The following is a 23,074-nucleotide window of genomic DNA, read 5'->3' on the forward strand; positions in this document are numbered from 1 at the left end:
AAATCAGGGTGTTTATGAGCCTTGCTTACCATCTTGACCAACGTGAGGGAGTCAACCTGGCCGGAATATGAGCAAGATTCGCACCATGAAAAATGCCGTTCACTTGCTTAAGTGAACGGCATTACCCGCATTGCGGGGCTGTTTTTTTTGCCTATGACACCGACTTGACGTGCATCAAAGGGGCTTTGGCGGTAAGCGATTATGCTGATTGAGTTAAGCGGCGTTCACGGGAGGGTGACATGGAGCTATGGAAAGAACTGCTGAGTTCGGATGTCGGTCTGCTCAGCCTGATCGTCATTGTGCTGACCATAGTGGTAGTCGGCACCTGTGTAGCGATTTTTATCCGCAAGGTGCGTAGCGAGCCCCGCCTACCGGAGTAGGGCCGGTTCGAGGCTGTCGGGGCTTTCTTGCCATGCGATCGGGATAGGGTGTTGCGCCTTATCCCGATTTTGCTGTCGTGTCGTCCAAAGCGGGTGTCTAGTTATTGCTGGATAAACGGCGGTCGCTGAATGGCCGATTCGCATGGGGTCGCATATGAAACGACGCCAGGTATTAAGTTTCTTGTGGCTGTCGGAGCGCTTGGGGCAAGGTGTTTGACCCTGGTCAAGCAAGCGCCGCTTACTGCTAGAAGCGCTGATCCTCCCGTCTTATTATTTCATAAACAAATAAGAATTCAATAATATTAAAACAATTTGTGAATTTGTAAATGGGAGCTCGATTATGTCTTCTGGAACCGAAGTGCAAACAAGCGGCACGGTGCGAGCCGCCGACTCCAGCAAGCTGAGGCTTGGCGCGCTGACCGCGCTGGTTGTGGGGTCGATGATCGGCGGCGGGATCTTCTCACTGCCGCAAAACATGGCAGCCAGTTCGGGTGCGGGGTCAATCGTCATCGCTTGGGCGATCACCTTCGTGGGGATGCTGACCCTGGCGTTCGTATTCCAGAACCTGGCCAACCGCAAGCCTGAGATCGAAGGCGGCGTCTACGGGTACGCCCGTGCCGGCTTCGGCGATTACATCGGCTTCAACTCGGCCTGGGGTTACTGGATCTCGGCGTGGATTGGCAACGTCTCGTACATGGTGGTGTTCTTCTCGGCGCTCGGCGCTTTCGGGGCGCTGTCGTTCTTCGGCGAAGGCAACACGCTGCCGGCGATCATCGCAGCCTCGCTGCTGTTATGGGGGCTGCACACGCTGATCCTGCGCGGGGTGCAGAGCGCCACTGTCATCAACACGATCACCACGGTCGCTAAGCTGGTGCCGCTGGCGTTGTTCGTCGTGATCGTGATCTTTGCGTTCAACATCAAGACCTTCAACACCGACTTCTGGGGCAGTCCGGCGCTCGGCTCGGTGATCAATCAGGTCAAGGGTTCGATGCTGGTGACCGTGTGGGTGTTCATCGGTATCGAAGGCGCATCGGTGTTTTCCAGTCGTGCCGAGTCGATGAAAGAGGTGGGCAAGGCCACGGTGATCGGCTTCCTGCTGACCATCACCCTGCTGGTTGCCGTGTCGCTGCTGTCGATGGGCGTGCTGACCCAGGAAGAGCTGGCGCACCTGAAGAATCCGTCGACCGCTGGTGTGTTGAAGGCTGCCATCGGCCCGTGGGGCGCCACGCTGATCAACGTCGGTCTGGTGATTTCGGTCGGTGGTGCGCTGCTCGCCTGGACGCTGCTCGCCGCCGAAATCCCCTACCTCGCCGGTAAGGATGGCATCTTCCCGAAGGTGTTCGGCAAGCTCAATGCCAATGGCTCTCCTGCCGCCGCACTGTGGTTGACCAACGGCCTGGTGCAGCTGTTCCTGGTCATCACCTTGTTCAGCTCGGCGGGTTACCTGGCGCTACTGTCGCTGGCGACCTCGATGATCCTGATCCCCTACCTGCTGTGCGGCCTGTACGCGTTGGTCGTCGCAATGCGCGGAGAGGGTTATCCGGCCGGCGATGCGGCCCGGAACAAGGACATCCTGATTGGTCTGATCGCCTCGGTCTACGGCGTGTGGCTGATCTACGCAGCCGGCCCGACCTATCTGTTCCTGTCGATGGTGCTTTACGCCCCGGGCGTGCTGTTCTACCTGAAGGCAAAGAGCGAGCATGGCGAAAAACCGTTCAAGGGCTTCGAGGCCGTCATCGCTGCCGTCGTGGTTGTGCTCGGCGTCTACGCTGCCTATCTGCTGGCAAACGGCGCCATCCGCATCTGATCTTGCGGGAAGCGCCTCTCGCCCGCAGAGTGAATGGCTGCGCGTGGTAGGGGAAAGGCGTGGCAGCAGCAGGGCGGCCCTTGGGCCGCCCTTTTAGCGAGGGTCAGGTCCGCCAAAAGAGGGCCGAAAGAAAGCCGCCTTTAGGGGGCGGCGTGTTTCGACAAGAAGAGAGGGCTAGCCCTCACAGTCCCTCGAAGGAGCAGACGGTGAACAGCGACAGGCCCGACCCGCGGATCAACTCGCCGCCTTTCAGTTCAGGCAGCTCGATGATCGCACTGGCTTCGACCACGTCGGCGCCGAGGCGCTTGAGCAGCTTGTAGCCAGCCATCATGGTGCCGCCGGTCGCTACCAGGTCGTCGATCAGGATCACCCGGTCACCTTGCTTCACCGCGTCGGTGTGCATTTCCACCGTGGCGTTGCCGTACTCGAGCTCGTATTCCTCTTCCACCGTGGTGTACGGCAGCTTGCCTTTCTTGCGGATCGGCACGAAGCCGACGTTCAGTTCGTAAGCCAGCACCGAGCCGATGATGAAGCCGCGGGCGTCTAGACCGGCGATCACATCGATCTTCTCGCCCATGTAGCGGTGGACGAAGATGTCGATCAGCATGCGGAAGGTCTTGGGATTCTGGAGCAGCGGAGTGATGTCGCGGAACATCACGCCTTCGTGTGGCCAGTCAGGCACGGCGCGAATCCAGTCCTTCAGGTAGCTGGAATAGTCGAGATTGCTGAGATTTTCCATGGGGCGAATTGTAGCAGGCGCGGCGGCCGGTTGCGGCGACCGGCCATCGCAAAAACGGGCCGCCCCGTAGGGCGGCCTGCTCGGTATTGAAGAAGGCTCGCTCAGTGCAGGAAGGCGAGCTTCAGGATCCACAGCACGGCGATGATCCACGCCGCCGGCTTCACCTCGCGGGCGCGGCCGGCCAGCAGCTTCACCAGCGCGTAGCTGATGAAACCGAAGGCGATGCCGTCGGCGATCGAGTAGGTGAACGGCATGGTCAGCGCGCCCATCACCGCCGGGGCGGCTTCGGTCAGGTCGTCCCATTCCACTTCGGCAAGACCGCGGGTCATCAGCACCGCCACATAGCACAGCGCCGGCGCGGTGGCATAGGCCGGCACGCTGGCTGCCAGCGGCGACAGCCACAGGCAGGCGATGAACAGGATGGCGACGACGGTGGCGGTCAGACCGGTACGGCCGCCCACGGCGGCGCCTGCGGCGGATTCAATGTAGGCAACGGTCGACGAAGTCCCCATCGCCGCGCCGGCGATGATCGCGGTCGAGTCGGCCATCAGTGCGCGCTTCAGACGCGGCAGCTTGCCGTCCTTGGAAATGCCGGCGCGGTGGGCGACGGCCACCAGGGTGCCGGTGGTGTCGAACAGGTCGACGAAGAAGAACACGAAGACCACGCCGATCAGTGTGGCGGACAGCGCGCCCTTCAGGTCCATCTGCATAAAGGTCGGCGCCATGCTCGGGATCGGTGCGGCGATGCCCTCGAACTTCGACAGGCCAAAAGCGATAGACAGCGCAGTCACCGCCAGGATGCCGATGATGATCGAGCCGTGTACCTTGCGGTATTCCAACGCCAGGATCAGAAAGAAGCCAAAGATCGCCAGCAGTGTGCTCGGGGCGTGCAGGTTACCGAGGGTGACGAAGGTGGCCGGGCTGGCCACCACGATGCCGGAGCTCTTCAGCGCCAACAGGCCGAGGAACATGCCCACGCCGGCCGAGATCGAGAATTTCAGCGAGGTCGGGATGGCGTTGATGATCTGCTCGCGCACCTTCGACAGGCTGACCACGACAAACAGGCAGCCGGACAGGAATACCGCGCCCAGCGCGATCTGCCAGGGCACCCCCATGCCCTTGACCACGGTGAAGGTGAAGTAGGCGTTCAGGCCCATGCCCGGTGCTAGGGCGATCGGATAATTGGCGACCAAGCCCATGATCGCGCTGCCGATCGCCGCGGAGATGCAGGTCGCCACGAACACCGCCTTGAAGTCCATGCCGGTGATCGACAGGATCGCGGGGTTGACCACCACGACATACGCCATGGTCAGGAAAATGGTAATGCCGGCGATCACCTCGGTGCGCACGGTGGTGCCGTTTTCGTTGAGTTTGAACAGCCTCTCCAGCAGGCCGCTCGACGGATTTGCTGAGACTTCCATCCCGATCTGATCCTCGTTAGTTATGTAGTGTTGTTAAAAAGCGTGCGTAGCTTAGCGAAAAAGATACTTTCCGTCGTGCAAATTTATCTTGACATAAAGTAGCTTTCGTGAAAGATCATCTGGCGGCAGCTGGAGCCCTCTGATTGCTCTTCTTGCTAGCCGCGATGACCGCACTCCCGACGTTCCCGTTTCTTCCGTTTGGCCACGATCGGTCAGGCTTTCCGACACTTTCACAACACGAGCGAAGCCAGCGGTGATACCGCTTAAGGTCAGAAAAATGGAATGCCTTTCCAATTTTCCGATGGGTGGCACGGCAATTGGTTGCAATGTAAAGAATCTTGATTGTAAGATAGTTGCAAGGTCTGGTGTCTCTACTAGGGGTTCCGGGTCTACCTGAGTCGCAACGGAAACCGGTTACAAAAAAGATTTCCGTGCGGAAGCGGGTTCTGCAAAAGGAGAGAGGCAGCCATCAAAAACAACAAAGGCTGTCGACGGATGTGAGGAGAAGGAATCACTGCTCGTCTTATCTGACGGGTGGGGTACGCCTGCAAGACGGCCGGACGGCTGTCGGGCCGGCGTGAAAAGTGGTGCGACAGTTCCGACGCGCGGTCCGCTGCGTCACTGTGCGGCACTTACCCGCCAATCCTTGCCTGTCTTACCTGCTGCAATCGCTTCAAGTTGAACCATGGTTGGCGTTTTCGGGGCAGACCCCCTTCAAGACGTACTTGGTTGTATTTGCATACAGCAGGGAAATAGAGAGGTGCGGGCCACATGGCTTATCTGACCTTTCCCTTGTTCACACACATTTAGACACATGAGAGCAAACCTGATGACGGGCAGGAGTCTGGCCGTTTCAGCACGCTGATAAAGGAGCTGTATCATGATTGAACAAGCTGGCATTGGCGCTGGAGTTGCTGAAGGTAGGGGCAAGCTCGACCGGTATTTCCAGATTTCGGCGCGCGGGAGCACCCAGCGCCAGGAAGTCCTGGCGGGCATTACCACCTTCATGGCGATGGTCTATTCGGTCATCGTCGTACCGGGCATGCTGGGTGAGGCCGGCTTCGACAAGAGCGCCGTGTTCGTCGCCGTGTGCCTGACCACTGCCTTTGGTTCGCTGCTGATGGGCCTGTGGGCCAAGCTGCCGCTGGCCATCGGTTGCGCGATTTCGCTGACCGCCTTCACCGCCTTCGGCCTGGTGCTGGGCCATCATCTGTCGCCGCAGGTAGCGCTGGGCGCCGTATTCCTGATGGGCATCGTGTTCACCGCCATTTCGGTCACCGGCGTGCGCTCGTGGATCCTGAAAAACCTGCCGGCCGGGGTTGCGCACGGCACCGGGGTGGGTATCGGCCTGTTCCTGCTGCTGATCGCGTCCAACGGCGTGGGTCTGGTCGTGAAGAACGCCCATCCGGGCTTGCCGGTGGCGCTGGGCAATATCACCGCCTTCCCGGTGCTGATGTCGATCCTGGGCCTGGCTGCGATCTTCGGCATGGAGCGCCGTCGCGTGCCGGGTGGCATTCTGCTGGTGATCATCGCCATCTCCATCCTCGGCCTGATCTTCGACCCAGCGGTGAAATTCAGCGGCGTGTTCTCGATGCCGAGCCTGGGGGCTCCGGGTAAGTCGCTGATCGGTTCGATGGACCTGCATGGTGCGCTGAGCTCTGCGGTGATCCCGAGCGTGCTGGCGCTGGTGATGACCGCCGTGTTCGACGCGACCGGTACCATCCGCGCCGTGGCAGGGCAGGCCGGCCAGCTCGACGAGCATGGTCATATCATCAACGGCAACCGTGCGCTGACTGCTGACTCGCTCAGCTCGATCTTCTCCGGCTTCTTCGGCGGTGCGCCGGCTGCGGCCTACATCGAGTCGGCTGCCGGTGTGGCCGCCGGTGCCAAGACCGGTCTGGCCGCCGCCGTGGTGGGCGCGCTGTTCCTGGTGATGATCTTCTTCTCGCCGCTGGCAGCCTTGGTGCCGTCCTACGCGACTGCCCCGGCGCTGATGTACGTGGGTCTCCTGATGCTCGGCAATATCAGCAAGCTGCACATGGACGACATGGTCGATGCGATGGCCGGCCTGGTTTGCGCCGTGTTCATCGTGCTGACTTGCAACATCGTGACCGGCATCATGCTCGGCTTCAGCACCCTGGTGATCGGCCGCATCATCGGCGGCGAGTTCAAGAAGCTGAACGTCGGCACCGTGGCCATCGCCATTGCGCTGGCGGTGTTCTACGCCGGTGGCTGGGCGATCTGATCGCTAGTCTGTACGCTGGCGCGCGAACAAACCAAACCCTCCGCTTCGGCGGAGGGTTTGGTGTTTTATCTGGACATGGAGGGCGTACCCAGGCTCGGATCTGGCCGCGTGCACTTAAGCGTTTTACCGTATTGTGGTACCCTGAAAGATTGATTTCACCGAAGGGAACAGTGCCATGGTCCAGTTAAGCGGCAACATCTTCATCGTCACGGCCCCCTCGGGTGCGGGCAAAACGACGTTGGTGGCGGCATTGCTGGCGGCCGAGCGCGCTGTGCAACACTCGGTGTCGTATACCACTCGTGCACCGCGCGAGGGCGAGGTCGAGGGTCGCCATTACCATTTTGTCACGCGCGAGGACTTCGAGGCGCGCATCGAGCGCGGCGAGTTCCTCGAGTATGCCGAGGTATACGGCAATTATTACGGCACCAGTGCAACCTGGATCCGTGAACGCTTGGCAGAAGGGCGCGACATCCTGCTCGAAATCGACTGGCAGGGCGCGCAGCAGGTGCACAAGCTCTTTCCCGACGCGGTCAGCATCTTCATCCTGCCGCCGTCGCTCGAGGAGCTGGAGAGCCGCCTGCGCGGTCGCGGCACCGACAGTGACGAGGTCATCGCGCGTCGTCTGGCCATGGCGCGCAGCGAGATCGATCACGCCGAGACCTTCGATTACATATTGATCAACGACGACCTGGGGACCGCCACGCTCGACCTGATCAGCGTGGTGCGGGCCGAGCGCCTGCGTCCTGCCCGCCAGCTGGCGCGGCATGGCGATGTGCTGATGCAGTTGCATACGCCAGGTTGAGCGTTGGTCGCCGACTGGTTTTTCTATATAGTGGGACGCTGGGTATCCCGGCATTGCTGAGAAGAGGATTGTATGGCTCGTATTACCGTTGACGATTGTCTGGATCGCATCCAAAACCGTTTTGACCTGACCCTGGCTGCCGCCTACCGCGCGCGCCAGATCGCGTCGGGTTCGACCGCCTTTGTCGAAGGCGGCCGCCACAAACCGACCGTGGTGGCGCTGCGCGAAATCGCAGCCGGCCACGTGGGCAAGGAAGTATTGAGCCGCAAGGTCTGATTTTCCCTTGGACGTCATGAGCGCAGAACCCGTCATTCCAGTGGACTACGCCGCGCAGATCGCAGCGGATGCCGAAACCTTTTTCGGGGCGGCCGGCCGCTATTTGAAGCCGGAAGACGTGCAGCTGTTGCGCCAGGCGTTCGAGGTCAGCCGCAATGCGCACGAAGGGCAGACCCGCAAGAGCGGCGAGCCCTATATCACCCATCCACTGGCAGTGGCGTCGATGCTGGCCGAGTGGCGGCTCGACGCGCAGGGCTTGGCGGCGGCGCTCTTGCACGATGTGCTGGAGGACACCGGCGTCACCAAGTCGACGCTGGCCGAGGGGTTCGGCAAGACCATCGCCGACCTGGTCGACGGCCTCTCCAAGCTGGAGCGGCTCGAGTACGCCACCCGCGAGGCGGCCCAGGCCGAGAATTTCCGCAAGATGGTGCTGGCGATGGCGCGCGACATCCGCGTCATCATCGTCAAGCTGGCCGACCGTCTGCACAATATGCGCACCCTCGACGCGATGCGCGAGGACAAGCGCAAGCGCATCGCGCTCGAGACGTTGGAAATCTACGCGCCGATCGCCAACCGCATCGGCCTGAACCAGGTCTATCGCGAGCTGCAGGACCTGGCGTTCAAGCACCTGTATCCGACCCGCTATTCGGTGATCGCCAAGGCGGTGAAGGCGGCGCGCGGTAACCGTCGAGAGGTGGTGAACAAGATCACCCAGGCGATCCAGCAGAAGCTGGCCGACTGCCATGTCGAGGCGGCCATCAAGGGGCGCGAGAAGAACCTCTACAGCATCTACAAGAAGATGCAGGAGAAGCAACTGTCGTTCTCCGAGGTGCTCGACATCTACGGCTTCCGGGTGATCGTCAAAGACGTGGCCAACTGCTACCTGGCGCTCGGCGCGCTGCACGGCCTGTACAAGCCGATTCCCGGCAAGTTCAAGGACTACATCGCGATCCCGAAGGGTAACGGCTACCAGAGCCTGCACACCACGCTGTTCGGCCCGTACGGCACCCCGGTGGAGATCCAGATCCGCACTCAGGAGATGCACTCGGTGGCCGAGGCGGGCATTGCCTCCCACTGGATGTACAAGAGCGGCGACGCCAGCCTGGACGCGGCGAAGCAGCGTACCCACCAGTGGCTGCAGAGCATCCTCGACATCCAGGCCGAGAGCGACGATGCGATCGAGTTTCTCGAGCACATCAAGATCGATCTATTCCCGGATGAAGTGTACGTGTTCACCCCGAAGGGCAAGATCATGGTGCTGCCGCAAGGCTCCACCCCGGTCGATTTTGCCTATGCGGTGCACACCGACGTCGGCCATCGCTGTATCGCTGCACGGGTCAACTATGCACTGGTGCCACTGCGCACCGAGCTGCGCAACGGCGATACCATCGAGATCATCACTGCGACCCAAGCCAAGCCGAACCCGTCCTGGCTCAACTTCGTCGTCAGCGGCCGGGCGCGTTCCGGCATCCGCAGCTATCTGAAGGGCCTGCAGCGCGAGGAGTCGCAGCAGCTTGGCGAGCGGCTGCTGCGCCAGGCACTGGCCGCGTTGGCGGTATCGCCGCTGGTGTTGACCGATTCGCTGCGCGAGGCTTATCTGGCCGAGTACAGCGAGAAGTCCGAGTCGTTCCAGCAGGTGCTGGCCGAGATCGGTATGGGGCGCTTGATGCCGATCGTCGCAGCGCGTCGACTAGTGGAACTCGCCGGTGAGAAACTCGGCGAGGAAGTGCGTGTCGGTCCGGTGACGATCCGTGGCAACGAGGGCGGCTCGGTGCAGCTGTCCAGTTGCTGCAACCCGATTCCGGGTGATGCGATCGTCGGCGTGATCACCAAGGGCCAAGGCTTGGTGATCCACCGCAGCAGTTGCCCGAACGCCAAGCGCGTCGAGCCGGACAAGCTGCTCGACGTGGCGTGGGAGCCGCAGAAGGACCGTCTGTTCGGCGCGGTGATCAGTGTGCTGGCGCGCAATCAGCGTGGCATGCTGGCCGAAGTGGCGTCGGCGATTTCTAACGCGTCGGCCAACATCGAGACGGTGGATACGCAGGACACTCATCGCGGTGACGGTTTCATTCACATCATTTTCCGCATCCAGGTGGAGAGCGTCGCCCACCTGGAGCAGACGCTGGCGATCGTGTCGCAGATCGACGCGGTCCAGCAGGTCGAGAGGAGATAGTTCGTGTTGTCGATTACGCTGAACGGCGAGGCGCGTCAGTTCGCCGAGGTGGCAACGATCGCCGATCTGATCGGGGCGCTGGAGTTGGCCGGCAAGCGGCTGGCGGTAGAGCGCAACGGCGAGATCGTGCCGAAGAGTCGCCATGCGCTCGAAGCGCTGCATGACGGCGATGCCTTGGAGGTCGTGGTCGCGGTCGGAGGCGGTTGACGCTAGGCAGTAGTAGGGCGGCAGATCGGCCAGAGAGTCGGTGCCGCCGAACGGCAAGGGTAGGGCGAGAGGGCATCCGCTAAACCTGCAATATCTGATGGAAGGAGTAAGGGATGGACGACCAACTCGTCATCGCCGGCAAGGCGTACGGTTCGCGCCTCTTGGTGGGCACCGGCAAATACAAGGATTTCGATGAAACCGCGCAGGCGCTCGATGCGTCCGGCGCGGAGATCGTCACCGTGGCGATCCGTCGGGTGAACCTTGGGCAGGACCCGAATTCGCCGAGCCTGCTCGACGCCTTGCCGAAGAATCGCTACACCCTGTTGCCGAACACTGCCGGTTGCTACAGCGCCGACGATGCCATCCGCACCCTGCGCTTGGCTCGCGAGCTGCTCGACGACCACCGCCTGGTGAAGCTCGAGGTGCTCGGCGATCCGACCAATCTGTTCCCGAACGTCAAGGAAACGCTGAAGGCCGCCGAGGTGCTGGTGGCGGAAGGTTTCGACGTGATGGTCTACACTTCGGATGATCCAATCATCGCGCGTGAGTTGGAAGATATCGGCTGTTGTGCGATCATGCCGCTCGCCAGCCTGATCGGTTCCGGGATGGGTATCCTCAACCCGTGGAATCTGCAGCTGATCATCGAGCAATCGAAAGTACCGGTGCTGGTCGATGCCGGCGTCGGGACCGCGTCGGACGCGGCGATTGCGATGGAATTGGGCTGCGATGGCGTGCTGATGAATACCGCCATCGCCGCAGCCCGTGAGCCGGTGCGCATGGCGCACGCGATGAAGCTCGCGGTGGAAGCCGGGCGTGCCGCCTATCTGGCCGGGCGCATGCCGAAGCGTTTTTACAGTGCCACACCAAGTTCTCCACGTGAGGGGGTGATTTCGAGCCGGAGCTGATGCGCAAAGCGCACAGTCGGGCCGTCGTTTTGACTGGCGGACTTTCCCTGTCCGCCCAATGTTGTTAGAATTCCACCTTTATCAAGCATTTAGCTTTCAGAATTTAAGGATTCGAGTCAATGCCGAACATTCGCGTTAAAGAGAACGAACCGTTTGAAGTGGCGATGCGCCGCTTCAAGCGCGCTGTGGAAAAAACCGGTCTGCTGACCGAACTGCGCGCACGTGAGTTCTACGAGAAGCCGACCGCCGAGCGCAAGCGCAAAGCCGCTGCTGCCGTGAAGCGTCACTTCAAGCGCCTGCGCAGCCAGACGCTGCCGCCGAAGCTCTACTAAGCTTCCCGCTTGGCGCAAAACGCAGGACCGCAGGCGATGCCTGCGGTTTTGCCATTTGTGCGTACCGATTTTCCCCAGCTTGCCTTCGGGTGGGCCATCACCGCCAGCAGAGAGCATCATGAGTCTGAAGACCCGCATTAGCGACGACATGAAAGCGGCCATGAAGGCCAAGGAAACCGACAAACTGGCGACGATCCGCCTGTTGCTGGCGGCGATCAAACAGAAGGAAGTCGACGAGCGTATCGAGCTCGACGACGCCAGCATTACTGCAGTGATCGACAAGATGATCAAGCAGCGTCGCGACTCGGTCGAGCAATACCTGGCGGCCCAGCGCGCCGACCTGGCCGACAAAGAACGCTTCGAGATGGACGTGCTGGCTGGCTACCTGCCGCAGCCTCTCTCCGACGACGAAATCGCCGCACTGATCGAGCAGGCGGTGGCCTCTACCGGTGCCGCCGGCATGCAGGACATGGGCAAGGTGATGGGCGTGCTGCGCACCCAACTGACCGGCCGTGCCGACATGACTGTGGTGTCGGCCAAGATCAAGGCCCGTCTGAGCGCCTGATTGCCGCGCGGATGATCCCGCAGGATTTCATTGACCAGTTGCTGTCACGCGTCGACATTGTCGACGTGATAGACCGCTATGTGCCGCTCAAGAAGGGCGGCCAGAACTACCTTGCCTGCTGCCCCTTTCACAAGGAAAAATCGCCCTCATTTACAGTGAGTCCGGCCAAACAGTTCTACCACTGTTTCGGTTGCGGTGCTCACGGTTCGGCGATCGGCTTCGTGATGGAGTACCAGGGGCTCGGCTTCATCGACTCGGTGAAGTTGTTGGCCGAAGGGGTCGGCATGGCGGTGCCGGAGGTGCGGTCGGCCAATCCCGAGGCGGCGCGAGTGGCGCGCGAGCGCCAGCTGTCGCTGGAGGGGTCGCTGGTGCTGGCGGCGAAGTTCTACAAGCAACAATTGAAGTCCTCGCCGCAGGCGGTTGCCTACTTCAAGGGGCGGGGCCTGACCGGCGAGGTGGCGGCGCATTTCGGGCTGGGCTACGCGCCGGACGAATGGCAGCCACTCGCCGCGGTGTTCCGCGATTATCAGGATGACAAGCTGGTCGAGGCTGGCTTGGTGATCGCCGGCGACGAGGGCAAGCGTTATGACCGCTTCCGCGGCCGGGTGATGTTCCCGATCCGCAACCAGCGCGGCGCCATCGTCGGCTTCGGCGGGCGGGTGCTGGGCAAGGGCGAACCGAAGTATCTGAACTCGCCGGAGACGCCGCTGTTCGAGAAGGGCCGCGAGCTGTACGGCCTGTACGAGGCGCGCCAGGCGATCCGCGAGAAGAACCGCGTGCTGGTGGTCGAGGGCTACATGGATGTGGTGGCGTTGGCGCAGTTCGGCGTTGGCTATGCAGTTGCCGCCCTCGGTACCGCGACCACCGCCGAGCATGTAAAGAAACTGTTGCGCCACGCGGATGCGGTGTACTTCTGCTTCGATGGCGATGCGGCGGGGCAGAAGGCGGCGTGGCGGGCGCTGGAGAATGCGCTGCCGATGCTGGTCGACGGAAAGGCGTTGCACTTTCTGTTCCTGCCGACCGAGCACGATCCGGACAGCTTCGTGCGCGCATTTGGCGCTGATGCGTTCGAGAAGCAATTATTAGAAGAGAGCCTGCCGCTGTCGGCGTACTTCGTGCGCGAACTGACCCGGCGGGCGGATATGAATACGCCGGAAGGCCGGGCCGATCTGATCAGGCAAGCCAAGCCGCTGCTGGCACAGATCGCTGCACCGGCGCTCGGCTTTATGATCCGCCAGCGGCTCGCGGAACTGGCCGGTGTCAGCGTTGACGACTTCGAGCAACTGACTGGCCAGGCTAAGCCGGCCCAGCGCAGCGGTAAACGCGAATACCGTCTGCCGGCTGAGTCGAACCGGCAGATCAATACCCCGATCGCGCGCAAACAGATCAAGTGGTTGCTGATGAACCCGGCTTGGTCGCGCGATGTACAGATTCCAGACAGCATGGTGCTGTCGGACGAACTGGCCTGTCTTGCCATGTTGGCTGAAACCGTTGAGCAACACGTCGAACCGCTATCGACCGCACAGCTAATTGAAAGCGTACGCGGAACCCCCTACGAGGGGCTGGTGGACAGTGTGCTGCAACAGGCGATGGAAGATCCGGCCGAGTTCGATGCGCCCAGCGATGAGGCGCGTACGCAGTTTCAGGAGGGCAACGATAAGCTCCTCAAGATTCTGCGGAACTCACAGCTTGAGCGACTAAAACAAAAGGACCGCAGCGAAGGTCTAAGTGCTCAAGAGAAACGCTTATTGCTGGAGCTGCTGCTGCCCAGATAGCGGCTGCCCCGGCGCCCCAAACAGTGCTTGACGTGTTGTGATATAATCAAGTGTTTTTTCGGCTTTATTTTTGAGCAGGAAACCAAATGGCGGCCTCCCACGATTTGAACAACGACGAGCAGGACAATCAAGCTCCTGAGCAGATGACTCTGGAAGAGCAGCGCAAGCGGCTTCGCCAGTTGATCGCGCTCGGCAAAGAGCGTGGTTACCTGACCTTTGCGGAAATCAACGACCACCTTCCGGAAGATGTCTCGGACGCTGAGCAGATCGAGAACATCATCGGCATGATCCAGGGTCTGGGTATCCAGGTGACCGACGTCGCCCCGGATGCCGAGTCGCTGCTGATGTCCGATGGCACCCCGACTGTGGCCGACGAAGATGCAGTGGAAGAGGCTGAAGCAGCCTTGTCGTCGGTTGACGCCGAATTCGGTCGCACCACCGACCCGGTGCGCATGTATATGCGTGAAATGGGTACGGTCGAGCTCTTGACCCGCGAGGGCGAAATCGAGATCGCCAAGCGCATCGAGGAAGGCCTCAAGAACATGATCGAGGCGATCTCGGCCTGCCCAGGCACGATCGCCGAGGTACTTGGCCTGGTCGAGCGCATCGAGAAGGAAGAGATCCGCGTCGACGAGGTGATCGACGGCTTCATCGATCCGGATGCCGAGACCAGCGAAGAGGTCGAATTCGCCGAGCCGGTGGCCAGCGAAGAGGAAGTTGACGAGGACGCCGAAGACGAGGAAGAGAGCGGCGACGAGGAAGGCGATGCCGCCGGCCTGAGCGCGGCCAACCTCGAAGAACTGAAGCGCCAGACGTTGGAGCATTTCGCCGGCGTGCGTTCCCTGTTCGACCAACTGGTGGAAGTGCTGAACAAGCACGGCAGCCAGCACAAGCAGTACATCGAGCTGCAGGAAGCGATCACCGCCGAGTTCATGAAAGTGCGCTTCGCGACCCGTCAGATCGAAAGCCTGTGCGAGAGCCTGCGCAGCAAGGTCGAGGAAATCCGCAGCTACGAGCGTGAAATCCAGGACATCTGTGTGACCCGTGTGCGCATGGACCGTGCTCACTTCATCGACCGCTTCCCGGGCAACGAGACCAACTTGGAATGGGTGGAAGACGAGATCGACCGTGGTCGCGTGTGGAGCGAGGCGCTGACCCGCTTCAAGTACTCGATCATCGAGAAGCAGACCAAGCTCGGCGAACTGCAAGAGCGTGCGATGCTGTCGATCAAGGAGCTGAAGGAGATCAACCGCCAGATGTCGATGGGCGAGTCGAAAGCTCGTCGCGCCAAGCGCGAGATGATCGAGGCCAACCTGCGTCTGGTGATCTCGATCGCTAAGAAGTACACCAACCGCGGTCTGCAGTTCCTCGATCTGATTCAGGAAGGCAACATCGGCCTGATGAAGGCGGTCGACAAGTTCGAATACCGTCGCGGCTACAAGTTCTCGACCTATGCTACTTGGTGGATCCGTCAGGCGATCACCCGTTCGATCGCCGACCAGGCACGTACCATCCGTATTCCGGTGCACATGATCGAAACGATCAACAAGATGAACCGGATCAGCCGACAGATTCTGCAGGAGTCCGGTCACGAGCCGGATCCGGCCGAACTGGCCGAGCGGATGGAGATGCCCGAGGACAAGATTCGCAAGATCATGAAGATTTCCAAGGAGCCGATCTCCATGGAAACCCCGATCGGCGATGACGACGATTCGCACTTGGGCGACTTCATCGAGGACCAGAACAACCTGGCTCCGTCCGAAGCGGCGATGTACGCCAGCCTGCGCGAGGCGACCAAGGAAGTGCTCGACACCCTGACGCCACGCGAAGCGAAGGTGCTGCGCATGCGCTTTGGTATCGACATGAACACTGACCACACGCTGGAAGAGGTGGGCAAGCAGTTTGATGTGACCCGCGAGCGGATCCGTCAGATCGAAGCCAAGGCGCTGCGCAAGCTGCGTCATCCGACTCGTTCGGAACGTCTGCGCAGCTTCCTCGACAACGAACCGGGCAACCAGTAAGTCCGCCCGCTTTTTAAGTCGCACGACAAGCCCCAGTTTGCTGGGGCTTGTTCTTTTTTGTCGCGAGACTTTGACCTCAGCGGCATACAGTCGGTAGAATCGCTGCTCTTCGGGCCTCTAGCTCATGCTTGGTTAGAGCAGCGGACTTAAAGGGTGCGGTTCCTACGGCTCGAAAGAGTACGGAATCGCGTCGTATGGGTTGCCCTGGGGTAAGTTAACTCTGCTCCCGGGTAGAACTGCTCAAAGTCGGGGAAGCCTCTGGCATGGCCGTGGTAATCCCGAGCGAAGCCCTCGCTCATGAGGGAACGTGTAGAGACTGTACGGGCAGGTCGTAAAGACAAGAGACAGTCCAGACCACAAACCCAAAAGGGGCGGCGAAAGCCGTAGTTGGTAAGCATAATCCGTTGGTGCCGGGTTCGACTCCCGGGGGGCCCACCAGACACCGAACCGCGCAGACAAGGTCTGCGCGGTTTTTTCTTGTCCGTCGTTTGGCCAACGCTGCTGCCTGCGCCTGGCTGTGGAGGGGGCTGGCCGGGCGCACTTGCGATATTACCTGTGCGGCGCAAAGCCGCGCCGCCATTGGAATAGACTTGTTTCGAATTTCGTATTAAGGAATCGGTATAACTCGGTTATATAGTGCTGCGGTAGCATCGTCGGCATTGCGACAGTGTCGAAAGAAGCAGCAATGGAACTGGGTTATGTAGTGGCAGGGTTAGTGGTGGGCTTCATCGTCGGTTTGACCGGCGTGGGCGGTGGCTCGCTGATGACGCCAATCCTGTTATGGTTCGGGATCAACCCGGCGACGGCGGTCGGCACTGATCTCTTGTACGCCGCTGTGACCAAGGCCGGCGGCGTACTGGTGCATCACCGTCAGCGGCATGTCGATTGGCGGCTGGTAGGCTGGCTGGCCGCAGGTAGCGTGCCGGCGTCGATGGCGACGCTGTTCTTCCTGTCGACTGCCCATCTGGCTTCGCACCAGCAGGATTCGCTGATCAAGAGCATGCTCGGCGTGGCGCTGATCCTGACCTCGGTGGCGATCCTGTTCAAACCCTGGCTGCTCAAGCGTGTGCCGGGGCGCTTTCGCAATGCCTCGTTCGAATCGCTGCGCCCGTTGATCGTGTTGACCGGGGTGATGCTGGGTGTGCTGGTGACGCTCAGCTCGATCGGTGCCGGTGCGCTCGGGACGTTGGCGCTGTTCGTGTTGCTGCCGGCGTTGCCGACTACCCGTCTGGTCGGGACCGAGATCGCGCACGCAGTGCCGCTGACCCTGGTCGCCGGTCTAGGTCACGCCCATCTTGGGAACCTCGACATTCCGCTGCTGGTGAACCTGTTGGTGGGTTCGCTGCCGGGCATCTGGCTGGGTAGCAAGCTGACGCACAAGATGGCCGAAGGCCTGCTGCGCCCAGCGCTGGCAGTGATGCTGGTGGTGGTTGGCGCCAAGCTGGTGGTGTGAGGAGCGTCTTTGCCTGTCTCTAGATGAAAGCCTGCATCGATCTGCGATGCAGGCTTTTTGTTTTGAGAGTGGCCGAGTTTGGCTGAGTGCCGGGGCGCTTTTCGGCTTCTTTGATCAAACTGGAGGCAAGGGGGGGCGTCAGCGATCCCAGTACGGCTCTGGGCCGAAGCGCTCGGCGAGGAAGTCGAGCAGGCTCTTCAGCGTTGGCGACAGCTGGCGTCGCGATGCGTACACGCCGTAGATGCCGAGCGTGTCGGGCATGCAGTCGGGTAGCAGCTCGACCAACTGGCCGGAGCGGATCAGCGGGAGGGCCGCGTACGTCGGCTGCAGGGTGATGCCGGCGCCAGCCAGCGCCGCCTGCAGCAGCACGGTCGACTCGTTGGCCGACAGGTTGCCGCCAACTGGCACGGCGATCGGTACGCCGTCGCGCTCGAAGCGCCACAAGCTCTTGCCGAAGTAGCTGTAGGTCAAGCAGTTGTGCAGTGCCAGTTCCTCGGCGCGCTGCGGCGTGCCGTGTCGGACTAGGTAGCTCGGTGCCGCACATACCACCGAGCGGCACACCGACAGTTTGCGCGCGATCAGGTTGGGGTCGAGGTCATTGCTGATCCGCACCGCCAGATCGATGCGCTCCTCGACCAGATTCACCGCGCGGTCGAGCAGTAGCAGGTCCACCGCGGTCTTCGGGTAGCGTGCTACATAGTCGGCTAGCGCGGGTGCCAGCACCATCTGGCCGAAACCGGTCGACACGGTGACGCGCAGCAGTCCCTGTGGCGTCTCGTGCGGTGCTCGGCTGGCGGCCAGTGTGTCGTCGGCTAGCTCCAGCATCTGTCGGCAGCGCGGCAAGGCCTCGTCGCCGGCGCTGGTCAGGCTCAGTCGACGGGTCGTGCGATGTAGGAGCCGCGCGCCCAGCCAGTCCTCCAGTTCGGCCAGATAGCGCGACACCATCGCCCGCGACATGTCGAGCTGTTCGGCGGCGGCGCTTTGGCTGCCGCGATCGACGACAGTGACGAAGACGTGCATGGCGGTGAGTCGATCCATCATTTGCTCGATCTGTGCAATAAACAAACGCGTTGTACGCGGTTTTTCGCGGCGGTACCAGTCGTTAGACTCGCCTCATTGTCATCGCGGTCCGGCCTAAAACGCTGGTAGCGCCGAATCAACGAGGTCAGTCCATGCAACAAGCCACCCTGCACTATATCTACGATCCGTTCTGCGGCTGGTGTTACGCCGCTGCTCCGCTGGTGCACGTCGCGGCCAGCTTGCCGGGCCTGCACATCGCGCTGCACGGCGGCGGCATGATGGCCGGCGCCAATCGCCAGCCGGTCACTGACGCGCTGCGCCGCTATGTGATCCCGCACGACCAGCGCATCGCCGCGCTGACCGGCCAGCCATTCGGCGATGTCTACTTCGACGGGCTGCTGCGCGATGCCGGTGCGGTGTTCGACTCCGAGCCGCCAATCGCGGCAGTGTTGGCGGCCGAATCGATGGCCGGGCGAGGGCTGGCGCTGCTCGAGCGCCTTCAACGGGCGCACTACGTCGAAGGCCGTCGCATTGCCGAGCCGGCGGCACTGGTCGAGTTGACCACCGAACTGGGGCTGGATCAGGCCGAATTTAGCGCGGCCTTGAATGCAGGGAGCGAGGGCAAGGTGCTGCGCCATATCGCCGCCAGTCGCGAGCTGCTGGCCCGGGTCGGTGGCCAGGGCTTCCCGACGCTGGTGCTGGAACGGGGCGGCCACTTCGAACGTCTGGAGCTCGGCGCCTATCTGGGGAGCCCTGATGCCTGGCTCGCCATGTTGTGCCAGTAGCTGCCAGCCGTCCCAGCAGCTGATCAGGATGGCCCGGCCTGCGGCCCGGATGGCTGTGCCTTGCCTGGATAAAGGCTTGTGTCGCTAATGCATAAGAGGTTGCCCGAATCGCGGTGGGCGGTTCGGCCAACCTTTTTATTGGGGGCAGCGTTCAGTTGCGGCTGCCCTGTTGGCGGCGGTACTGGTCCGGCGTGGTGCCGCTATGACGCTGGAACATCGCGATGAACGCCGATGAGGTGCTGTAGCCCAGCTCGAGTGCCACCGTCTGCACCGGCGTTCCTGCCTCCAGCAGGGGGAGGGCAGCGAGGAAGCGCTGTCGCTGCCGCCACTCGCCGAAACTCATACCCAGATCGCGCTGGCAGCGTCTTGCCAGCGTGCGCTCGGTCACGTGCAGGCGCGCGGCCCAGTCGACCAGTGAGCGGTTACAACCCGGCTCGCGCTGCAGTTCGGCCAACAGCGTGCCGAGTACCGGGTCGTCGCTGGCCGGCAGATAGTTGCGGGTACAGCGTGCCGCCTTCAGCTGGTCGACCAGCACGTCGGCGAGGCGACGGTCAGCCGGCGTCGCCGGGATCGCTAGCCCGCGCTCGGCGAAATCGGCAAGGATCGCCTTCAGGATCGGGCTGAGCACCAGCGAGCACGGCTTGTCGGGTAGATCGCCGCACAGCGGCGCATCGATATAGGCCGAGTGATAGATCACGTTCTGGTGGATGTGCGCATCGTGCGGCAGGCCGGGCGGAATCCATACCGCGTACTGCGGTGGTGACAGGAAGCGCTGTCCGTCGATACTCAACTCCATGACGCCCGCCGCCGAGTAGTTCAGCTGCCCCCATGGATGGCTGTGGCTGACGAAGCGCGAATTCGCGGCGAAATCATCGATGCGGAAATACACCGGATAGGGCAGCTCGGTCAGCAGTGGCGGGCAGAGAGGGGGATTGTCGGTCATGTCTGGATCAGCGCATGAAATGTCTGGTTTTCATTATATATTGCTAATAGGACGGTGTGAGAATGGCTTTCATCCATCGTCCTATCGGGAAACCGGATATGAACCTGAAACACTATGGGCTGCCGCTTACCGCCGTGCTGATCTGGTCGGCCAATGCAGTGGTCAGCAAACTCGCCGCCGGCGTGATCGCGCCGTCGGCCATCTCCTTCTACCGCTGGCTGCTCGCCGGCCTCTTGATGGCTAGCGTGCTGCTAAAGCCGGTCTGGCACCAGCGGCGCGCGATTTTGCCTTATCTGCCCAAACTGTTCGTGCTCGGCCTGCTCGGCATGGTGATGTACCAGTGCCTGGCCTACATCGCGGCCGAGACCACCACCGCCACCAATATGGGCATCCTCGCATCGCTGATGCCGCTGCTGGCAGTAGGGCTGAGCGTGCTGCTGCTCGGTGAGGTACCGACGGTTGGTGGCATCGCAGGCGGCGTGCTGTCGCTGCTGGGCCTCGGCTATTTGCTCAGTCACGGTAACCCGGCGTCGCTGTTGGCGCATGGCGTCACCACCGGTGACGGACTGATGCTGCTCGCCTGTTTGTCTTATGCCGCCTACGGGGTGCTGCTGAAGCGCTGGGCGCTGCCACTCAACAACTGGCACTCGCTGTTTGTGCAGATCTGGTGTGCCAACCTGGTGCTGTTCGTCTATTACCTGACCCAGTCGGCACCACCGATCACTACCGGCGGTCTGCCGCTGGTGTTGTTCGCCGGCATTCCCGCCTCGGTGATTGCACCATTCTTGTGGATGCATGGTGTCGCTCAGCTCGGTCCGAGCCGAACCACAACCCTGATGAACCTGCTGCCGGTATTCACCGTTGCGATCGCGATGCTGTTCCTTGGTGAGACGCTGCATGCCTACCACGTGATAGGAGGAAGCATCACGCTGCTCGGCGTCGTGCTGGCACAGAAGTTGAAGCAGCCGTTGCGTCGTCGAGTGGCACTAGCCTGATCGGCCGGCCCTATATGTCATCAAAGCCAGGCCGAACGTCAGTTCGGCCTGGCTTTTGGTTTTTTGGGGTGATGCAGCGGGTTTAACGGTCGGAATTGGGGATGGAGCCAGGGTCAGAAAGGTCGCCATTGGCGGGCCAGCGACTGGTCGGGCTGTTTTTGTAAAACAGTTAATAATCATAATTTGTTTGTTATCAATGTCTTGGTTGTGCTTTTGCTCTGGCTTGCCGGTTTTTCTCATTTTTTCAGCAGGCAGGTGTTGACGGAGTATGGGGCGGGGGGTATAGTTCGCCTCCTCTGCTGCTGACCCAGCAACGCCACGAAGCGAAGCCAGTCAGCAACAACGCTCTTTAACAGCACGAACAACCGATAGGTGTGAGAGCCTGGATTGATCAGGAGCTCATGCCGCAAGATTAAGGAAATCGCATGGTTTCTTTGAGCTTGCAGCCAAGTACGAAATTAGCGAAAGATTGAACTGAAGAGTTTGATCCTGGCTCAGATTGAACGCTGGCGGAATGCTTTACACATGCAAGTCGAACGGCAGCACGGACTTCGGTCTGGTGGCGAGTGGCGAACGGGTGAGTAACGCATCGGAACGTACCGAGTAATGGGGGATAACGCACCGAAAGGTGTGCTAATACCGCATACGCCCTGAGGGGGAAAGTGGGGGATCTTAGGACCTCACGTTATTCGAGCGGCCGATGTCTGATTAGCTAGTTGGTGAGGTAAAGGCTCACCAAGGCGACGATCAGTAGCGGGTCTGAGAGGATGATCCGCCACACTGGGACTGAGACACGGCCCAGACTCCTACGGGAGGCAGCAGTGGGGAATTTTGGACAATGGGCGAAAGCCTGATCCAGCCATTCCGCGTGTCTGAAGAAGGCCTTCGGGTTGTAAAGGACTTTTGTCAGGGAGCAAATCCTAGTGGCTAATATCCACTGGGGATGAGAGTACCTGAAGAATAAGCACCGGCTAACTACGTGCCAGCAGCCGCGGTAATACGTAGGGTGCAAGCGTTAATCGGAATTACTGGGCGTAAAGCGTGCGCAGGCGGCTTGTTAAGCCAGATGTGAAAGCCCCGGGCTCAACCTGGGAATTGCGTTTGGAACTGGCAAGCTAGAGTACGTCAGAGGGGGGTGGAATTCCACGTGTAGCAGTGAAATGCGTAGAGATGTGGAGGAACACCGATGGCGAAGGCAGCCCCCTGGGATGATACTGACGCTCATGCACGAAAGCGTGGGGAGCAAACAGGATTAGATACCCTGGTAGTCCACGCCCTAAACGATGTCGACTAGTTGTCGGGGGTTGAAATCCCTGGTAACGCAGCTAACGCGTGAAGTCGACCGCCTGGGGAGTACGGCCGCAAGGTTAAAACTCAAAGGAATTGACGGGGGCCCGCACAAGCGGTGGATGATGTGGATTAATTCGATGCAACGCGAAGAACCTTACCTAGCCTTGACATGCTCGGAACCTCGCAGAGACGTGAGGGTGCCCGAAAGGGAGCCGAGACACAGGTGCTGCATGGCTGTCGTCAGCTCGTGTCGTGAGATGTTGGGTTAAGTCCCGCAACGAGCGCAACCCTTGTCGTTAGTTGCCATCATTAAGTTGGGCACTTTAACGAGACTGCCGGTGACAAACCGGAGGAAGGTGGGGATGACGTCAAGTCCTCATGGCCCTTATGGCTAGGGCTTCACACGTCATACAATGGTCGGTACAGAGGGTCGCCAACCCGCGAGGGGGAGCTAATCTCATAAAACCGATCGTAGTCCGGATTGCAGGCTGCAACTCGCCTGCATGAAGTCGGAATCGCTAGTAATCGCAGGTCAGCATACTGCGGTGAATACGTTCCCGGGCCTTGTACACACCGCCCGTCACACCATGGGAGTGGGGGATACCAGAAGTGGGTAGGGTAACCGTAAGGAGCCCGCTTACCACGGTATGCTTCATGACTGGGGTGAAGTCGTAACAAGGTAGCCGTAGGGGAACCTGCGGCTGGATCACCTCCTTTCTAGAGAAAAAGCCCTGCATGGGTTCAGGTTCTCACAGCCTATCGGTTGTTCAGCGGTTCAAGAGTAGCGAGACAACTGGGTTTGTAGCTCAGCTGGTTAGAGCACCGTCTTGATAAGGCGGGGGTCGTTGGTTCGAGTCCAACCAGACCCACCAGTTCTAGTTGGGGGCATAGCTCAGTTGGGAGAGCACCTGCTTTGCAAGCAGGGGGTCGTCGGTTCGAT

At 60.9% G+C, this 23,074-nt stretch carries 19 protein-coding genes, 1 tRNA gene and 1 rRNA gene; 17 read left to right on the top strand and 4 right to left on the bottom strand.

The window, feature by feature from the left end:
• Positions 1–239 precede the first annotated feature (239 nt).
• Both QU481_RS21345 and arcD read left to right on the top strand, forming a co-directional pair.
• Positions 240–380, top strand: a complete 141-nt coding sequence (locus tag QU481_RS21345; RefSeq protein WP_289832019.1) for a DUF3149 domain-containing protein — start codon at positions 240–242, stop codon at positions 378–380.
• Positions 381–720: 340 nt separating this feature from the next.
• Positions 721–2,187 (top strand): arginine-ornithine antiporter, encoded by a 1,467-nt coding sequence (gene arcD, locus QU481_RS21350; RefSeq protein ID WP_289832020.1) that lies wholly within the window; start codon positions 721–723, stop codon positions 2,185–2,187.
• 181 nt (positions 2,188–2,368) lie between these two features.
• On the opposite strand, the gene QU481_RS21355 is transcribed toward arcD, so the two are convergent.
• Together QU481_RS21355 and QU481_RS21360 are read right to left on the bottom strand one after the other, a co-directional pair.
• Positions 2,369–2,926 carry an adenine phosphoribosyltransferase gene (locus tag QU481_RS21355; protein WP_289832021.1) on the bottom strand — a complete coding sequence of 186 codons (558 nt, stop codon included), beginning with the start codon at positions 2,924–2,926 and terminating at the stop codon, positions 2,369–2,371.
• 101 nt (positions 2,927–3,027) lie between these two features.
• Positions 3,028–4,347, bottom strand: a complete 1,320-nt coding sequence (locus tag QU481_RS21360; RefSeq protein ID WP_289832022.1) for an NCS2 family permease — start codon at positions 4,345–4,347, stop codon at positions 3,028–3,030.
• 880 nt (positions 4,348–5,227) lie between these two features.
• On the opposite strand from QU481_RS21360, the gene QU481_RS21365 reads away from it, so the two are divergent.
• The 11 genes from QU481_RS21365 (at position 5,228) to QU481_RS21415 (ending at position 17,101) form a co-directional block, all read left to right on the top strand.
• On the top strand, positions 5,228–6,592 hold the full coding sequence (locus QU481_RS21365; protein ID WP_289832023.1) for an NCS2 family permease: 1,365 nt from the start codon (positions 5,228–5,230) through the stop codon (positions 6,590–6,592).
• A gap of 175 nt (positions 6,593–6,767) precedes the next feature.
• Positions 6,768–7,394: a guanylate kinase gene (gmk, locus tag QU481_RS21370; RefSeq protein WP_289832024.1), complete on the top strand. Its 627-nt coding sequence runs from the start codon at positions 6,768–6,770 to the stop codon at positions 7,392–7,394.
• A 72-nt stretch (positions 7,395–7,466) separates the two neighbouring features.
• Positions 7,467–7,670 (top strand): DNA-directed RNA polymerase subunit omega, encoded by a 204-nt coding sequence (gene rpoZ, locus QU481_RS21375; protein ID WP_289832025.1) that lies wholly within the window; start codon positions 7,467–7,469, stop codon positions 7,668–7,670.
• A gap of 16 nt (positions 7,671–7,686) precedes the next feature.
• Complete coding sequence (locus tag QU481_RS21380) at positions 7,687–9,843, top strand: RelA/SpoT family protein (protein ID WP_289832026.1); 2,157 nt, start codon at positions 7,687–7,689, stop codon at positions 9,841–9,843.
• Positions 9,844–9,846: 3 nt separating this feature from the next.
• On the top strand, positions 9,847–10,050 hold the full coding sequence (gene thiS / locus QU481_RS21385) for a sulfur carrier protein ThiS (RefSeq protein ID WP_289832027.1): 204 nt from the start codon (positions 9,847–9,849) through the stop codon (positions 10,048–10,050).
• A 113-nt stretch (positions 10,051–10,163) separates the two neighbouring features.
• Positions 10,164–10,955, top strand: coding sequence for a thiazole synthase (locus tag QU481_RS21390; protein ID WP_289832028.1), 792 nt, complete (start codon positions 10,164–10,166; stop codon positions 10,953–10,955).
• Positions 10,956–11,074: 119 nt separating this feature from the next.
• Entirely contained in the window at positions 11,075–11,287 is a 213-nt protein-coding gene (rpsU, locus tag QU481_RS21395; RefSeq protein ID WP_289832029.1) for a 30S ribosomal protein S21, read from the top strand.
• A gap of 118 nt (positions 11,288–11,405) precedes the next feature.
• Positions 11,406–11,852 (top strand): GatB/YqeY domain-containing protein, encoded by a 447-nt coding sequence (locus tag QU481_RS21400; RefSeq protein ID WP_289832030.1) that lies wholly within the window; start codon positions 11,406–11,408, stop codon positions 11,850–11,852.
• Between the two features lie 11 nt (positions 11,853–11,863).
• Positions 11,864–13,627: a DNA primase gene (dnaG, locus tag QU481_RS21405; protein ID WP_289832031.1), complete on the top strand. Its 1,764-nt coding sequence runs from the start codon at positions 11,864–11,866 to the stop codon at positions 13,625–13,627.
• Between the two features lie 86 nt (positions 13,628–13,713).
• On the top strand, positions 13,714–15,648 hold the full coding sequence (rpoD, locus tag QU481_RS21410; protein WP_289832032.1) for an RNA polymerase sigma factor RpoD: 1,935 nt from the start codon (positions 13,714–13,716) through the stop codon (positions 15,646–15,648).
• Between the two features lie 685 nt (positions 15,649–16,333).
• Complete coding sequence (locus QU481_RS21415; protein ID WP_289832033.1) at positions 16,334–17,101, top strand: sulfite exporter TauE/SafE family protein; 768 nt, start codon at positions 16,334–16,336, stop codon at positions 17,099–17,101.
• A 138-nt stretch (positions 17,102–17,239) separates the two neighbouring features.
• Here QU481_RS21415 and QU481_RS21420 read toward each other — a convergent pair whose 3' ends face one another.
• Positions 17,240–18,142: a LysR family transcriptional regulator gene (locus tag QU481_RS21420; protein ID WP_289832034.1), complete on the bottom strand. Its 903-nt coding sequence runs from the start codon at positions 18,140–18,142 to the stop codon at positions 17,240–17,242.
• A 131-nt stretch (positions 18,143–18,273) separates the two neighbouring features.
• Here QU481_RS21420 and QU481_RS21425 point away from each other — a divergent pair, with 131 nt between their 5' ends.
• On the top strand, positions 18,274–18,906 hold the full coding sequence (locus QU481_RS21425) for a DsbA family protein (protein ID WP_289832035.1): 633 nt from the start codon (positions 18,274–18,276) through the stop codon (positions 18,904–18,906).
• Between the two features lie 151 nt (positions 18,907–19,057).
• Here QU481_RS21425 and QU481_RS21430 read toward each other — a convergent pair whose 3' ends face one another.
• Positions 19,058–19,849 carry an AraC family transcriptional regulator gene (locus QU481_RS21430; protein WP_289832036.1) on the bottom strand — a complete coding sequence of 264 codons (792 nt, stop codon included), beginning with the start codon at positions 19,847–19,849 and terminating at the stop codon, positions 19,058–19,060.
• A 98-nt stretch (positions 19,850–19,947) separates the two neighbouring features.
• On the opposite strand from QU481_RS21430, the gene QU481_RS21435 reads away from it, so the two are divergent.
• The 3 genes from QU481_RS21435 (at position 19,948) to QU481_RS21445 (ending at position 23,006) form a co-directional block, all read left to right on the top strand.
• Positions 19,948–20,844 (top strand): DMT family transporter, encoded by an 897-nt coding sequence (locus QU481_RS21435; RefSeq protein ID WP_289832037.1) that lies wholly within the window; start codon positions 19,948–19,950, stop codon positions 20,842–20,844.
• 471 nt (positions 20,845–21,315) lie between these two features.
• Positions 21,316–22,851, top strand: a 16S ribosomal RNA gene (locus tag QU481_RS21440).
• A gap of 78 nt (positions 22,852–22,929) precedes the next feature.
• Positions 22,930–23,006 (top strand) — tRNA-Ile (locus tag QU481_RS21445).
• The last annotated feature ends 68 nt before the right edge of the window (positions 23,007–23,074 follow it).

The sequence above is a fragment of the Crenobacter oryzisoli genome, from assembly GCF_030385785.1.
Classification (GTDB): domain Bacteria; phylum Pseudomonadota; class Gammaproteobacteria; order Burkholderiales; family Chromobacteriaceae; genus Crenobacter_A; species Crenobacter_A oryzisoli.

Excerpts from the sequence above, each read along its gene's own strand:
- QU481_RS21345 (WP_289832019.1), top strand. The coding sequence starts at position 240 with ATGGAGCTATGGAAAGAACTGCTGAGTTCGGATGTCGGTCTGCTCAGC.
- arcD (WP_289832020.1), top strand. The coding sequence starts at position 721 with ATGTCTTCTGGAACCGAAGTGCAAACAAGCGGCACGGTGCGAGCCGCC.
- QU481_RS21355 (WP_289832021.1), bottom strand. The coding sequence starts at position 2,926 with ATGGAAAATCTCAGCAATCTCGACTATTCCAGCTACCTGAAGGACTGG.
- QU481_RS21360 (WP_289832022.1), bottom strand. The coding sequence starts at position 4,347 with ATGGAAGTCTCAGCAAATCCGTCGAGCGGCCTGCTGGAGAGGCTGTTC.
- QU481_RS21365 (WP_289832023.1), top strand. The coding sequence starts at position 5,228 with ATGATTGAACAAGCTGGCATTGGCGCTGGAGTTGCTGAAGGTAGGGGC.
- gmk (WP_289832024.1), top strand. The coding sequence starts at position 6,768 with ATGGTCCAGTTAAGCGGCAACATCTTCATCGTCACGGCCCCCTCGGGT.
- rpoZ (WP_289832025.1), top strand. The coding sequence starts at position 7,467 with ATGGCTCGTATTACCGTTGACGATTGTCTGGATCGCATCCAAAACCGT.
- QU481_RS21380 (WP_289832026.1), top strand. The coding sequence starts at position 7,687 with ATGAGCGCAGAACCCGTCATTCCAGTGGACTACGCCGCGCAGATCGCA.
- QU481_RS21390 (WP_289832028.1), top strand. The coding sequence starts at position 10,164 with ATGGACGACCAACTCGTCATCGCCGGCAAGGCGTACGGTTCGCGCCTC.
- rpsU (WP_289832029.1), top strand. The coding sequence starts at position 11,075 with ATGCCGAACATTCGCGTTAAAGAGAACGAACCGTTTGAAGTGGCGATG.
- QU481_RS21400 (WP_289832030.1), top strand. The coding sequence starts at position 11,406 with ATGAGTCTGAAGACCCGCATTAGCGACGACATGAAAGCGGCCATGAAG.
- dnaG (WP_289832031.1), top strand. The coding sequence starts at position 11,864 with ATGATCCCGCAGGATTTCATTGACCAGTTGCTGTCACGCGTCGACATT.
- rpoD (WP_289832032.1), top strand. The coding sequence starts at position 13,714 with ATGGCGGCCTCCCACGATTTGAACAACGACGAGCAGGACAATCAAGCT.
- QU481_RS21415 (WP_289832033.1), top strand. The coding sequence starts at position 16,334 with ATGGAACTGGGTTATGTAGTGGCAGGGTTAGTGGTGGGCTTCATCGTC.
- QU481_RS21420 (WP_289832034.1), bottom strand. The coding sequence starts at position 18,142 with ATGATGGATCGACTCACCGCCATGCACGTCTTCGTCACTGTCGTCGAT.
- QU481_RS21425 (WP_289832035.1), top strand. The coding sequence starts at position 18,274 with ATGCAACAAGCCACCCTGCACTATATCTACGATCCGTTCTGCGGCTGG.
- QU481_RS21430 (WP_289832036.1), bottom strand. The coding sequence starts at position 19,849 with ATGACCGACAATCCCCCTCTCTGCCCGCCACTGCTGACCGAGCTGCCC.
- QU481_RS21435 (WP_289832037.1), top strand. The coding sequence starts at position 19,948 with ATGAACCTGAAACACTATGGGCTGCCGCTTACCGCCGTGCTGATCTGG.